The following is a 13,497-nucleotide window of genomic DNA, read 5'->3' as shown; positions in this document are numbered from 1 at the left end:
GATTTCCTCGATGATCAGCTCAACTCTGCCGCAGTGCGGAGAACCAGGTCAAAAGCGGCTTAGCCAGACTATTACCGCTATAGCATTGTGTGTCCGCTTCGTCACGGGTTGTAATCGCATGGGCGATGAGCCAGACCTACCTGGCTCGAAGGAGACACTATGACGTTCACAGCGATCAACCCCACGTCCCTGGCGACCCAGCTCGGCTACGGCCCGCAGCAGGCGCTCTCTCCTCAGCACCTCGGCCAGCAAATGCCCCTGATGTCGCCGATGGCGCATCTTGCGGCCCTCCAGCAGATGCCGGGGGTTCAGCAGGTTTCGCCGTTCGGCCCCCTGATCGCTCAGGCGGCACAACTTCCGCAGGTCGTACAGCTCCCACAGATCCCGCAGGCCCTCCACCCCCTGCAGGCGCTCCAGGCGCCGCAGGTCATGCAGCTCCAGCAGGTCGCTCAGGAGGAACAGGTCCTGCCGCAGGAGCACCTGCTGAGCCCGGTCACATTCTGGAACAAGATCGCACGCATGGGCGTGCGGCACGGCCTGGTGGTGGTCAGGCAGCTTCTCGACAACATCCAGCACCAGCAGCTGGTGTTGCAGCAGCTCGCCCAGCAGGCGGCCTTCGCCCCGGCGATCGCGATGCCCCAGATGGCGGCGCTCCAGCAGGCGCAGGGGCTGCAGCAGATGATGCCGCAGGCGGTTCAGCTGCCCCAGCATCTGCAGCAGGTGCCGCTGGCGTATGGCCAGGCCCAGCATCTGCAGCAGGTGCCGCTGGCGTACGGCCAGGCCCAGCATCTGCAGCAGGTGCCCCTGGCGTACGGCCAGGCCCAGCAGCAGCCACAGCAGGTGGGGGTCCACTACGCCCAGGCCCAGAACCATCTGCAGCAGCAGGTGCCCCTGGCATACGGGCAGGCCGCTCAGCACATGGCCAACCAGCAGGTCCCGGTGGCCGCCGGCGCCGGGATCTGAGTGGAGGACCCGCGGTGAACTCGATCGGTGAAGGGCCGACGTGGCCCGGCGCCGTCTCGGGGGGACCGAGTGCCGCTCCAGGCCCGGCAACGGCGCCGGGCTTGGAGCGGCCTACCCCTCCCGGCCCGGCGACGGCGCCGGGCTCGGGGTGGTCCGCCCCTTCCGGCCCCGCGCGGCCGCCAGGCGCTCAGCACCAGCCCGACGTCGGGTCCGGCCCCGCGGGCGCGCCGGGCGTCACGGGCATGTTCGACACCGCGCACATCGCCGGTCCGGCGCCGACGCAACTGCAGCTGCAGTGTGCAGTGATCTTGCTCGATCTGTACGGCTGGCTGCGGGCGGCGCTGCCGCGCTCACCCCAGCTCGCCGGGATCGTCCCGCTGGTGGTGCAGGCGGTGCGGCTCTACCGGGCGGGGCAGCACGAGATGTGCGTGGCGCAGGCGCAGTCGGTGATCGCGATCATCAACGCCGGCCGGCCGGGCGTGCCGCCGGTGTGAGACCCGGGCCCGCCTCGGCCGCCGACGTGCTCGTCAAGCCCGTGCGGGCGTGGCCAGCGAGACCAGCCTGAGCTGGGGAAAGTCGAGACACGCAGTGACGACTGACGACAAGGCGAACAACGGCGGCACCGAGCCGCGCCCAGCGAACCGGGCACGGCAGGCGTCACGGCAGGGTCCCCGGCCGGTGGAGCCGCGCCCGTTGCGTTACATGGTCGCGGCCCTCTCACAGAGCCATCTGGACGCGATGGGGATCGGCGTGCGGGCACTCGACGCCGAGGGCCTGCGCCTGCTGCTCGACAACGACCCGGAGGTCGTCGTCCACCGCGTGCTCGCCGCCTCCCGCGCCGAGCCGCCACGCCAGGGCGAACCCGGGCCCGCGTCTCCCGGTTCGGTGGCGTTCCCACCGGTGGTCGTCGCCGAAATGACCGCCGAGCACGCGACCGGCCTGCGTGCCCGGCTGCCCCAGGTGCACATCGAGCGGGACCGGAGCCTCGTCCACTGCGAGGCGCAGGTGCCGCCGAGGAAACGTAAGACCGCGCCCTCGGCGGCCCCGCCGCCGGGGGTGGAGAGCACCTTCACGTTCCTGGTCAAGGGCTCGGGCGGCACGCCGCTGCCGGGCGCCGTCGTCTCGCTCACCGGCTCGTGCGTGCCCGGCCATGCGGTGACAGGGCCGGACGGCCGCGCCACAGTCACGATGGCGGGGGAGACCCCGGAGACGATCGCAGAGGTCGTGGTCACGCCACGCTCCGGCCACTGGAGCGCCCGGGTCGAACGGCCCGCGCTGTCCACGAGCAGGGACAACCTGATCGAGCTGACCGGTCTGGCCGAGACCGTCGACGGCTTCCCGGGGCGGCAGACCCTCGGCTGGGGGCAGCGGGCGATGGGCCTGGACCGCCTGCCGAAGGGCTTCAAAGGCGCCGGGGTCACCGTCGCGATCATCGACTCCGGCGCCGCCATCGACCATCCCGATCTGCGCGGCCGGATCACGTCGGGAATCGACCTCGTCGGAGAACGGGCCGCCGGATGGGCCGACGACGTGTCCGGCCACGGCTCGCACTGCGCCGGCGTCATCGCGGCCGCCGACGACGGCGTCGGCATCGCCGGCTTCGTCCCCGGCGCTGCCGTACACGTGTGCAAGATCTTCCCCGGTGGCCGGTTCAGCGACCTCGTCGAGGCGCTCGGCCACTGCATCGACGACCAGGTCGACGTGGTGGCCCTCGGCCTCGGCAGCAGGCATAGCTCTCCGCTCGTGGCCGCGAAGATCGACCAGGCGCGTGCCGCCGGGGTGGCGTGCGTGGTCGCCGCGGGGAACGACGGCGGTCCCGTGGCGTTCCCCGGCAACCTCCCCACCGTGCTCACCGTGGCGGCCGTCGGCAAGATCGGCACCTTCCCGGAGACCTCGGGGCACGCCGCCGGGATCCAGGGCCCGCTGACCCCCGAGGGCTACTTCTCACCACGCTTCACCTGCCACGGGCCGGAGGTCGACGTCTGCGCGCCCGGCGTGGCCGTCCTGTCGTGCGCGCCCCCGCGTGACTACGCGGCGGCAGACGGCACCTCGGCGGCGGTGCCGCACGTCGCCGGGCTCGCCGCGCTCGTGCTGGCTCACCATGACGACTTCCGCCACGGGTACGGCAGGCGTGACGCGAGCAGGGTGGATCGGCTCTTCCAGATCATCAGGTCCAGTTGCGTGCCGATCGACCTCGGCGACCCGTGGCGCACCGGGGCTGGCCTGCCGGACGTGCTGCAGGCGCTCGGAACCTCGATCACCGGCACGGCAGGGGGCGCCGCGACGGCGTGGGCGCTGAGCGACCGGCTCGCGGACGAGCTGGCGGCGGCGGGCCTGTCCGTGCCCACCCCCGTGCCCGCCCCGGGCCTTCACGCGGAAGCCGTTACCGCGCCCGGCGACGGGCTCGCCGGAACCGCCCTCGCGGGAGAGGCGCCCGGCCACCCGAACGGTTCGGCCCCCGGACACCCGTCCGCCGAGGGCCAGATGTCCCTGGACGACCTGATCGGCGCGAACGGCCAGGCCGGTGCGTGGCGGCCCAACGGCCCCGCGCCGGCGGGCGCCGACGTCATGCCCGCGGGCGGCTCGGAGAACGGGCCGGTCTCCGCGGCGGGCCCCGCCCGGACGCCGGGGCGTGCGCGTACGGCGAAGCAGAATGCTGCGGCGAGTCCCATCGGCGACCGGGCCCATGGAGGCGTCCACGCGGACGGCATGCCCCCGGCCGCGGGGCTGCCCTGCGGAATGCCCGGCATGCCGGCGGCCTGGGGTGCACAGGGCGTCCCAATGGGCCAGGAACCCCTGGACGGCGTCTCCGGCATGGGAGGAGTCGCTGGGACCGCGGGCACGGCCGTACCCGATCATGACGGCGCCGGCGGGCTGACGGCGGTCGCCGCGTTCGCGTGGCTGGCCAGGGAGATGGGCGCCGCCGGGCTCGCGGCCGGGCAGCGGGCCGACGACCTGCTCGACTGAGCGCGTGGCCCGCGCGGCACGGCAGGGGGTGCGCCCTCACCGGCAGGGCTCAGGGGAGCCCCCCGGTGGGGCGGGCACGCCGTCAGCGCGGCTCGCGTCGCATACCGGCGAGTTGAGCCACGTCCTCCGCGCCGTCGCCGATCAGCTTGGCGGCGAGGTCGGACAACGCACGGCCCGCGGCCAGTTCGTCGCCGATCTCCGGAACAGGACGGTCGGACGGGTTGCGGCGGGCATGGGCGACGCTTTCGTGCCGCCGGCCCGCATCGGTATACAGGACGGCGGTCGCGGTCGTGACGTCGTCACGGTCGTCCTCGGAGAGGAAGACCTCCACCGTCCATCTCTTGGTCTCCATGGCGAGCACCTCCCCGATTCAGCATCCACCCGGGCAAACCCCGCCCGGAAGGGACTTTCGGCCCCCGCGAGCCCCCCGCGACCTGCCCCGTGCGGCCCCTCGCAGCCACGTACGACCCCGCGACCTCCTGCACGATCGCGCCGTGGGAGCCCGGATAAGGACGGCAGCGGGATCCGTGAAGGAACACGCAGGCGGGGTACGCCCACGCCATGCGCACACGGCCCGGGGCGGCGTGTCAGCAGACATTCCAGTGAACGAGGAAGGTGACGGCCATGTCTGATCCGATCATCGTCGGCGTCGACGGTTCGGCCACGGGGCTGGCCGCGGTGGAGTGGGCGGCTGACGACGCGGCCCGTCGCGGATGCCCCCTTCGCCTGGTGTGCGTGGTCGATCGCTGGGCGTACGGCATCGTGAAGTTCCCCACGACCGCCGGTGACCCGCTGACCATGCACGCCGAGCGGGCGCTGGCCGAGGCCGAAGAGGTGGTCCGCACGCGCCGGCCCGGCGTCACGGTCAGCGCGGAGATCATCGAGGGCCTGCCCGCCAAGATTCTGCGTGACAAGGCCAAGGAGGCCACTGAGATCGTGGTGGGCAGCAGGGGCCTGGGCGGGTTCACGGGCATCCTGGTCGGCTCGGTGAGCACCCATGTGGCGGGCCAGGCGCACGGCCCGGTGGTGGTCGTCCATCCCGGATGGAAGGACGTCCACGGCGAGGTCGTCGTCGGCATCGACGGCTCGCCCGAGTGCGAGGCCGCCCTCGCCTACGCCTTCGAGCAGGCCAGGACGCGCGGCAGTTCGATCCGCGCGGTTTACGCGTGGCAACTGCCGATCCACGCCCTCGCCCCTGAGATCGGCTACGACCTCGACGGCGTGCGTGAGGCGCAGCAGCGCGTGGCCGACGAGAAGCTCGATCCGTGGCGGCGAGTCTCCGACGTGGTCGTGCGGGAGGACGTCGTGTGCGCGCACCCGGTCGACGCGCTGGTCGAGGCGTCGGGGTCGGCGGATCTGCTCGTCGTGGGTTCACACGGCAGAGGCGCGCTCGGCTCCGTGGTGCTGGGATCGGTCAGCCGTGCCGTCCTGCATCACTCCCGCTGCCCGGTCGCCGTCGTCCGTCCCTGAGAGAGCGGCACCGCACAGGAATCCGAGGAGAAGAAGTAGCGATGAGATTCGTCAGGGAAGACGAGATCAGGGTGGCCAGGCCGGTCGCGGGGAGGTTCACGGCCGAGGTCTGGGAGGCCACCATCCTGGAGCCGATCGAAAAGGACGGCATGCGGGCCTACCGCTTCACCTACGACCCCGGGGCGCGCTCCCTCTGGCACGTCCACGAGGGCGAGCAGGCGATCTTCGTGCTGTCCGGGCGGGGCGTGATGGGCCTTTGGGGGCAGACCAGGGGCGTCGAGATCGGCCCGGGCGACTGGGTCCACATCGAGCCGGGGGAGAAGCACTGGCACGGCGCGGTGCCCGACGACACCTTCGTGCACATCGCGGTCACGGCGAGCGGCAAGACGGAGTGGTTCGAGGCCGTCTCGGACGAGGAGTACCGCGCCGCCTTCCCCGAAGAGTCGTACTGGCCTGATGGGTGATCCCTGGTCCGTTCAGCGCGGTCCGTCAGCCGGTGACGATGGTCAGATCGGCGCGGGCGCGCACGTCGTGGGCGGCGTGATACCGCTCCTCCTGGGCGGCCCAGCGCGACCAGTGCGGCGCGTAGACCTCGCCGTCGCGGGCCAGCGCCCGCTCCCTGCGTACCCCCTCGCCGGCTTCCAGCCACACCAGGCCGCTCAGGTACGGCCCGGCCTGCCTGGCGCCGGATCCGACGCCTTCGACGACGAGCGTGTCAGTGACGGGAGCCGTGTGCCATTCGGCGTATTCGCCCCGCTGCCAGTCGTAGCGGCGCCAGCGCGGAGGACGGCCGGCGGAGATCGGAAGAAGCACCCATCGCAGCAGGGAGTCCGCCCCGGCGAGCAGGCCGTCCCACCCGTCGTACAGGTCGTCCATGCGCACGACCGGCGCACCCAGTCTGTCCGCGACCCGATCGGCGAGGGTGGACTTGCCCGCGCCCGACCGGCCCTCCACGGCGAGCACGCGTGTGCCGCCGGCACGGGGAGGCCGGGTGCGCAGCCACTCCGCAAGAGCCTCCGGCGAGCCGGTGCCGGGCGAGACGGTGGCGGGAGGGGCGGCGTCCGGTGGGGCGGTGCCAGGAGGGGTGGCGGACGTCAGACTCCCGCGCGTGAGGGCATGCCCGGGGCGCGCTCCATGGTCCGCTCGCGCCATTCCGCCGTCCCGCGCTCCTTCTCCGACCGCATCTCCTCCAGACGCAGCGCCACGCCCATCGCGAACAGGGTCGGCGCCCACTCGCCCACGAACAGTCCCCAGCGGTCGGCGCGGTCCGTGCCCGCCGACTCGTACCGCTGCGACAGGACCCAGGAGACGACCGAGAGGCCGACGGAGGCGAGCCCGGCCGTGTACATCATGTTCGAGCGCAGGCCCATCCGATGCATCATACCGATCATTTCGTCCCCCTTATGGCGATTTCTCCACATGTGGTTACCCCACGTCACTGAGGCCACACGTGTGGTGAGCAACCTGGTGTACGGCCATGCGTACGTGCTCCCGTGCGGGGTAGCGTTGATCGACGGACCTGGAGGAAGTCATGGAAGCGCTGGGCATCGACATCGGCGGCTCGGGGATCAAGGGCGCCACCGTGGATACGGAGACGGGAAGCCTCACGCGGGAGCGGCTGCGCATCCCGACCCCGGAGCCGTCGTCGCCCGCGGCGGTCGCGGCGACCGTACGGCAGATCGTCGAGCATTTCTCGTGGAAGGGGCCGGTCGGGATCACCTTCCCCGGCGTGGTCATGGACGGGGTCATCAGGACGGCGGCCAACGTCGACAAGTCCTGGATCGGGGTCAAGGGGTCCGAGCTGTTCGGTGACGGGGTGGCCGTGCTCAACGACGCGGACGCCGCCGGCATCGCCGAGGTGACTTTCGGCGCCGGGCGCGGGCGCACGGGGGCCGTGCTCATGCTGACCTTCGGCACGGGCATCGGCAGCGCGTTGTTCGCCGACGGCCGGCTGGTGCCCAACACCGAGTTCGGCCACGTGGTGATCCGCGGCAAGGAGGCCGAGCACCGGGCGTCCGACCACGTTCGGGAGTCCCACGATCTGAGCTGGGAGAAATGGGCCGAACATGTGCAGGAATACCTGGAGCACATGCGCAACCTCCTGTGGCCCTCGCTGATCATCGTCGGCGGAGGCGTCAGCAAGAAGGCCGACAAGTTCCTGCCGCTCATCGACCTGAAGGACACCCCCGTGGTGCCGGCCGTCATGCGGAACGAGGCGGGCATCATCGGCGCGGCCATGGCCGCCGTCGGCCGCTGACCGCCAGGCCGGGATGCTCGCCGAGGGTGTCGGCGTGCCATGATTATCGTTAATTCCTACTTGAATACCATGGAATATTCGTGTCACGATGCCTTCATGGCTTCATGGCGAAGACTGACCGAGCGTCGTCACATCGATCTGCTCCGCGTCTGCGGCGCCGCCTGTTGATCCCCGGCACAACCCCGCCGCCCGGACGTCCCACAGGCAAGGAGAACCCGCAATGTCCCACGTCATCGATTTCGTCGCGCGCCGAAGAGAGTCGGGTCTCGACGCGTCCCCGGCGGACGACGCCAGCGTGCTCAGCATGGTGCCGATCCCCGGGTCCGACACCGCGCTCGTGATCGTCGCCCACGTCGTCCCGCTGGAGGAGGGCCGTCAGATCGCGCAACTCGCAGGGACCGCCCTGCCCGGACTCACTCCTGTGGCCGAGCCCGCACCTCAGGGACCGGACACCGCCCGGCCCGCAGGCCCCTCCCCGGCCGCGACCGGCACGCGGACGACCAGGCCCGTGCACGCCGTGCCGCACCGCGACGAGGCCGCCCGCCAGGCACGGAGCCGGCCTGCGGCCCAGCAGCCCACGCCCGTGGAGGAACTGGTCGTCGACCGGGCGGCCCGCGCGGTGCGGGTGGACGGTACGGACGTCGACCTCACCTATCGCGAGTTCGAACTGCTCGACTACCTGCTCGCCTCGCCCGGCCGGGTCTTCAACCGCCGCCAGCTGATGGCGGCCGTCTGGGACCGGTACGGCGACGAGGGCGCGCGCACCGTGGACGTGCACGTCCTCAGGCTTCGCCGCAAGCTGGGCCGGCACGCCGGGCGCATCGTGACGGTGCGCAACGTGGGCTACAAGTACCAGCAGCCCCGAGCCTGAGCCGGGCGCGGAAAAATCGACTGGCGAAGCGGTAGGGCCGGTTGCCTATCCTTGAGCATGGAATGAACATGCTCGCCGATCTCCAGGGCCGCCTGCCCGGCCTGATGCTGCGCGATCAGCGCAGGCTGCGCCGCCGTATCGACGGAATGCGCAAAGTGCGTGACGGCAGGTCACGCGAGGCCGTCGCGGGCGAGATCGCAAGCGACATCGACGCGGCCGAGCTGCGGGTCGCGGCACGCCGCGAGGCGGTGCCGCGACTCAGCTACCCACCCCAGCTGCCCGTCAGCCAGCGCAAGGACGACCTGCTCGAGGCGATACGCGACCACCAGGTCGTGATCGTCGCGGGGGAGACCGGCTCCGGCAAGACCACCCAGCTGCCGAAGATCTGCCTGGAGCTCGGCCGCGGCGTCCACGGCCTCATCGGGCACACCCAGCCCCGGCGGATCGCGGCGCGCACGGTCGCCGAGCGCATCGCCGAGGAGCTGTCGATCCCGCTGGGCGAGGCGGTCGGCTACAAGGTGCGTTTCACCGACCACTCCAGCGACGGCACCCTGGTCAAGCTGATGACCGACGGCATCCTCCTCGCGGAGATGCAGACCGACCCGCTGCTGCTGCAGTACGACACACTGATCATCGACGAGGCGCACGAGCGCAGCCTCAACATCGACTTCATCCTCGGGTACATCAAGCAGCTGCTGCCCAAGCGGCCCGACCTCAAGGTCATCATCACCTCGGCGACGATCGACCCCGAGAGGTTCTCCCGCCATTTCGCGCCTCCCGGGGCGGAGGGCGCGCCGATCGTCGAGGTCTCCGGGCGCACCTACCCGGTCGAGGTGCGCTACCGGCCGGTCGAGGACGACGACGACCAGACGCAGGCCATCGTGGACGCGGTCGACGAGCTGTGCGCCGAGGGGCCGGGCGACATCCTGGTCTTCCTCAGCGGGGAGCGGGAGATCCGGGACACCGCCGACGCGCTGAAAAGCCGGCAGGAAGAGGTGCTCCCGCTGTACGCCCGGCTGTCGGCCGCCGAGCAGCACCGCGTCTTCCAGGCACACCGGGGCCGCAGGATCGTGCTGGCCACCAACGTCGCCGAGACGTCGCTGACCGTGCCCGGCATCCGCTATGTGATCGATCCCGGAACGGCCCGCATCTCCCGCTACAGCCACCGGCTCAAGGTGCAGCGCCTGCCGATCGAACCGGTCTCGCAGGCTTCGGCCAACCAGCGGAAGGGCCGGTGCGGGCGCACCTCCGACGGCATCTGCATCCGGCTCTACTCGGAGGAGGACTTCGTCTCCCGCCCCGAGTTCACCGACCCGGAGATCCTCCGTACGAACCTGGCCAGCGTCATCCTGCAGATGACCTCCCTCGGCCTCGGCGACATCGCGGCCTTCCCGTTCGTCGAGCCGCCGGACGCCCGCCAGGTCAAGGACGGCGTCAACCTGCTGGTCGAGCTCGGCGCGCTTCTCGACCGCGGCGCCAAACTGACCCCGCTCGGGCGCAAGCTCGCACAGCTGCCCGTGGACCCCCGCCTCGCCCGCATGGTGCTGGAGGCCGACAAGAACGGCTGCGCCCGCGAGGTCATGGTGATAGCCGCCGCGTTGTCGATCCAGGACCCCCGCGAACGGCCCGCCGACAAGCAGCAGGCGGCCGACGAGAAACACCGCCGGTTCGCCGACAAGGAATCGGACTTCCTGACCTACCTCAACATGTGGAGCTACCTGCGCGAGCAGCAGCGGGCGCTGTCGTCCAGCGCGTTCCGCAGGCTCTGCAAGGCCGAGTTCCTGAACTACCTGCGGGTCAGGGAATGGCAGGACATCGACAGCCAGCTCCGTCAGGTCGCCAAGAACCTCGGCATCGTCCCCAACAGCGTCGACGCCGACCCGCAGCGCATTCATCAGGCGCTGCTCACCGGGCTCCTGTCGCACATCGGCGTCAAGGACGTCGACGCCAAGCGCAAGCAGGATGGCCCGCGCCGGCCCATCACCGAATACGTCGGCGCCCGCAACGCCCGCTTCGCCATCTTCCCCGGCTCGACCCTGTCGAAGACGCAACCGCTGTGGGTCATGTCGGCCGAGCTGGTCGAGACCTCCCGCCTGTGGGCCCGGGTCAACGCCAAGATCGAACCCGAGTGGATCGAGCCGCTCGCCCAGCACCTGATCAAGCGGACCTACAGCGAACCCCACTGGGAGAAGGACCAGGCCGCCGTCATGGCCCTGGAGAAGGTCACCCTGTACGGCGTGCCGATCGTGGCCGAGCGCAAGGTCAACTACGGCAGGATCGATCCCGAGCTGAGCCGGGAGCTGTTCATCCGGCACGCCCTGGTCGACGGCGAGTGGCGCACCCACCACCGGTTCTTCCACGACAACCGCAAGCTGCTGCAGGAGGTCGAGCAGCTCGAGGAGAAGGCCAGGCGCCGCGACATCCTCGTGGACGACGAGACGCTGTTCGACTTCTACGACGCGCACATCCCGCCGGAAGTCGTCTCCGGGCGCCATTTCGACAGCTGGTGGAAGAAGACCTCGGCCGTCACACCCGGCCTGCTGACGTTCTCCCCGGAAATGCTCGTCAACTCCGGGGCGGGGGTGAGCGCACAGGACTACCCCGACGCCTGGCGGCAGAACGGGCAGCGCATGCGCCTGACCTACCGCTTCGAGCCGGGCTCGCTCGCCGGGCCGGACAGCGGGCAGGCCGGCTCCGACGGCGTCACCGTGCACATCCCGCTCGACGTGCTGAACCAGGTCGACCCGACGGGGTTCGACTGGCAGATCCCGGGCCTGCGGGAAGACCTGCTCACCGCGCTCATCCGGTCGCTCCCCAAGCACCTGCGGCGCAACTTCGTGCCCGCCCCCAACTTCGCGAAAGCCGTACTCGAACGGGCGAAGCCCGGAAGCGAGCCGATCCTCGACACGCTCGAGCGTGAACTGCACCAGATGTCCGGCGTGACGATCCCGCGGGACGCGTGGGCGTTCGACCAGGTGCCCGACCATCTGCGGATCACCTACCGGGTCGTCGACGACGGGAAGCGGCTCGTCGCCGAGGGCAAGGACCTCGAGGAGCTCAAACGCACCCTCGCCCCCCGGTTGCGCGCCACCCTGTCGAAGGCGGCCGACGACCTGGAACGCACCGGCCTAACGAACTGGACCATCGCGGCGCTGCCCAAGGTGTTCGAACGCGGGCGGCTGCGGGCCTACCCGGCGCTCGCCGACGACACGACCTCCGTCGCGGTCCGGATGTTCGAGACCGAGGCGGAGCAGCAGCAGTCGATGTGGGCGGGCACCCGCCGGCTCCTGCTCCTCAACACCGTCAGCCCGGCCAAGGCCATCCTGCGCGGCCTCGGCACCGCGCAGAAGCTGGCCCTCAGCCGCAGCCCCCACGGGGGTGCCGCCGCGTTGTTCGACGACTGCACGGCTTGTGCCGCCGACAAGCTGATGGCCGAGGCAGGGGGGCCGGCCTGGGATGAGGCCGGTTTCCTGCGGCTCCACGACCATGTGCGAGCGTCGCTGTTCCCCACCACGGAAGAGGTCGTCGCCCGGGTCGAGCGCATCCTGGCCACCTGGCATTCGGTGCAGACGGCTCTGCGCGGGCCGGCCGACGCCGTCGCCGACATCAGGGACCAGCTCGACGCGCTCATCTATTCCGGGTTCGTCACGGGCACGGGCTACGACAGGCTGCCCGACCTGCACCGCTACCTGCGGGCGGTGGAGCGGCGGTTGGAGAAGCTGCCCGACGACCCCCACCGCGACCGCGAGTGGATGCACCGGGTGCACGACGTCGAGGACGACTACCGCGACCTGCTCGACCGCCTCAAACCCGCCGAGCGGGCCGCGAAAGCCGTACAGGACGTGCGCTGGATGATCGAGGAGCTGCGGGTGAGCTTCTTCGCGCAGCAACTCGGCACCCCGGCTCCCGTCTCGGAGAAGCGCATCCGCAAGGCCATCGACGCGCTGTCCCTCTGAGACGCCCGGCCGTCGGAGGTGACCGTCCGGGCGTATCTGAGCACCGGCATCGGCCGGCTGTATCAGTTGGAGTCGTCGTGGTCTCTGTCGTGGTCTCTAAGGAGGCGGGGAAGTAGTCCGAGAGCGGCGCCGCCAGCAGCACCGCCGGTAAGCAGAGCCTCGGACGACTCAGGAGGACCTGGCCGGTCCCACCGACTCCTGACCGCCGACCCTGACCCGGGCCGACTCGGCATCCCGCCCGGCTGGTCCACCGCCCCGCGCCGCCCTCCACAGAGCCGGGTGCTCCGCTGCCGCCACCGTCTGCGGGTACGGCGCGGCAGGCTGGGCCAAAGTCGCACCCTGAGGCCGGATCATCGTCACCGCCGGAGCCTGGGACATCTCCCAAGCGTGGTGGGACCAACTCACCCCCAGTGGGCGGATCGTCGTTCCGATCCGCCCGCACGGCAAGGGCCTCACCCGCTCTCTCGCCCTTGACCTCCAGCCGACCGGCGAACTGGTCGCCGGCTACGCCCGTGTCCGCGGGTTCGTACCGATTGTCGGTGAGCGCGGATGCCCGTAAGGCTGGAATCGGCGGCCTAGCTCTGCGGTGGGCAGGAGCCAGCCTGTCCGACGGCGGCACCCTCGCCTACATCGCCGCCCGCTCGTACGGCCCTGTCTCCCGTGAGATCGGGATCGTCGCCCACGGACCCGACAGTCGCCGCCTCACCACCCGGCTCGTCGACCTCCTGCAGGACTGGAACCACATCCGACCTGCCCGGCCGATCATCACCGCCCACCACGCCGGAACCCCTGACGCCGACCTTGGCTGAGGCGTCCGTATCGAACGTCCCGACACCCGCCTGACGAACACCTGGTAAGCCCGCCTGGAACACGGCGGCCGAACGGGCTTTCGCCCCGGATGGATCTTCTGTACGGCTGTGGGTCTCAACGGACAACCCGCTGCCCGAGCGACCTCGAACCTGGAGCGTGACCTCGAGCTTGCGCTGGTACGCCTGGCGCTCCTGGGGAGATAT

Annotated in this window: 14 protein-coding genes; 10 read left to right on the top strand and 4 right to left on the bottom strand. The window is 71.0% G+C overall.

The features are described from left to right. Nucleotides 1-159 precede the first annotated feature (159 nt). The 3 genes from Pth03_RS39555 (at nt 160) to Pth03_RS39545 (ending at nt 3,930) form a co-directional block, all read left to right on the top strand. Nucleotides 160-963, top strand: a complete 804-nt coding sequence (locus Pth03_RS39555; protein ID WP_203949653.1) for a hypothetical protein — start codon at nt 160-162, stop codon at nt 961-963. Nucleotides 964-1,205: 242 nt separating this feature from the next. Further along, nucleotides 1,206-1,457: a hypothetical protein gene (locus Pth03_RS39550; RefSeq protein ID WP_203949652.1), complete on the top strand. Its 252-nt coding sequence runs from the start codon at nt 1,206-1,208 to the stop codon at nt 1,455-1,457. 94 nt (nt 1,458-1,551) lie between these two features. Beyond that, nucleotides 1,552-3,930 (top strand): S8 family serine peptidase, encoded by a 2,379-nt coding sequence (locus Pth03_RS39545; RefSeq protein WP_203949651.1) that lies wholly within the window; start codon nt 1,552-1,554, stop codon nt 3,928-3,930. Nucleotides 3,931-4,012: 82 nt separating this feature from the next. Here the strand turns inward: Pth03_RS39545 and Pth03_RS39540 are convergent, their stop codons facing one another. After that, nucleotides 4,013-4,282 carry a DUF1876 domain-containing protein gene (locus tag Pth03_RS39540; protein ID WP_203949650.1) on the bottom strand — a complete coding sequence of 90 codons (270 nt, stop codon included), beginning with the start codon at nt 4,280-4,282 and terminating at the stop codon, nt 4,013-4,015. 272 nt (nt 4,283-4,554) lie between these two features. Between Pth03_RS39540 and Pth03_RS39535 the strand changes: the two genes are divergently transcribed. Continuing rightward, nucleotides 4,555-5,400: a universal stress protein gene (locus Pth03_RS39535; RefSeq protein WP_203949649.1), complete on the top strand. Its 846-nt coding sequence runs from the start codon at nt 4,555-4,557 to the stop codon at nt 5,398-5,400. Nucleotides 5,401-5,441: 41 nt separating this feature from the next. Then, nucleotides 5,442-5,864, top strand: a complete 423-nt coding sequence (locus Pth03_RS39530) for a cupin domain-containing protein (protein WP_203949648.1) — start codon at nt 5,442-5,444, stop codon at nt 5,862-5,864. A gap of 25 nt (nt 5,865-5,889) precedes the next feature. Here Pth03_RS39530 and Pth03_RS39525 read toward each other — a convergent pair whose 3' ends face one another. Together Pth03_RS39525 and Pth03_RS39520 are read right to left on the bottom strand one after the other, a co-directional pair. Then, nucleotides 5,890-6,552, bottom strand: a complete 663-nt coding sequence (locus tag Pth03_RS39525) for a nucleoside/nucleotide kinase family protein (protein ID WP_239119737.1) — start codon at nt 6,550-6,552, stop codon at nt 5,890-5,892. Further along, nucleotides 6,495-6,770, bottom strand: a complete 276-nt coding sequence (locus Pth03_RS39520; protein WP_239119735.1) for a hypothetical protein — start codon at nt 6,768-6,770, stop codon at nt 6,495-6,497. Before Pth03_RS39520 ends, Pth03_RS39525 begins: the two co-directional genes overlap by 58 nt. 161 nt (nt 6,771-6,931) lie before the next feature. On the opposite strand from Pth03_RS39520, the gene ppgK reads away from it, so the two are divergent. From ppgK to hrpA, 3 genes are all read left to right on the top strand, one after another. Further along, nucleotides 6,932-7,657: a polyphosphate--glucose phosphotransferase gene (gene ppgK / locus Pth03_RS39515; RefSeq protein WP_203949647.1), complete on the top strand. Its 726-nt coding sequence runs from the start codon at nt 6,932-6,934 to the stop codon at nt 7,655-7,657. 220 nt (nt 7,658-7,877) lie between these two features. Beyond that, nucleotides 7,878-8,528 (top strand): winged helix-turn-helix transcriptional regulator, encoded by a 651-nt coding sequence (locus Pth03_RS39510; protein WP_203949646.1) that lies wholly within the window; start codon nt 7,878-7,880, stop codon nt 8,526-8,528. Nucleotides 8,529-8,590: 62 nt separating this feature from the next. Then, nucleotides 8,591-12,484 (top strand): ATP-dependent RNA helicase HrpA, encoded by a 3,894-nt coding sequence (gene hrpA / locus Pth03_RS39505; protein WP_203949645.1) that lies wholly within the window; start codon nt 8,591-8,593, stop codon nt 12,482-12,484. 168 nt (nt 12,485-12,652) lie between these two features. Here the strand turns inward: hrpA and Pth03_RS39500 are convergent, their stop codons facing one another. Further along, nucleotides 12,653-12,862, bottom strand: coding sequence for a hypothetical protein (locus tag Pth03_RS39500; protein ID WP_203949644.1), 210 nt, complete (start codon nt 12,860-12,862; stop codon nt 12,653-12,655). Here Pth03_RS39500 and Pth03_RS39495 point away from each other — a divergent pair. Together Pth03_RS39495 and Pth03_RS39490 are read left to right on the top strand one after the other, a co-directional pair. Continuing rightward, on the top strand, nt 12,834-13,043 hold the full coding sequence (locus tag Pth03_RS39495) for a hypothetical protein (protein WP_203949671.1): 210 nt from the start codon (nt 12,834-12,836) through the stop codon (nt 13,041-13,043). The genes Pth03_RS39500 and Pth03_RS39495 overlap by 29 nt on opposite strands. After that, nucleotides 13,024-13,293, top strand: a complete 270-nt coding sequence (locus tag Pth03_RS39490; RefSeq protein WP_203949643.1) for a hypothetical protein — start codon at nt 13,024-13,026, stop codon at nt 13,291-13,293. Before Pth03_RS39495 ends, Pth03_RS39490 begins: the two co-directional genes overlap by 20 nt. The last annotated feature ends 204 nt before the right edge of the window (nt 13,294-13,497 follow it).

This window comes from Planotetraspora thailandica, from assembly GCF_016863335.1.
In the GTDB taxonomy this organism is placed as follows: Bacteria; Actinomycetota; Actinomycetes; order Streptosporangiales; family Streptosporangiaceae; genus Planotetraspora; species Planotetraspora thailandica.
Note: the sequence above shows the minus strand (reverse complement) of the source record. Positions and strands in the feature narration are given on the sequence as shown.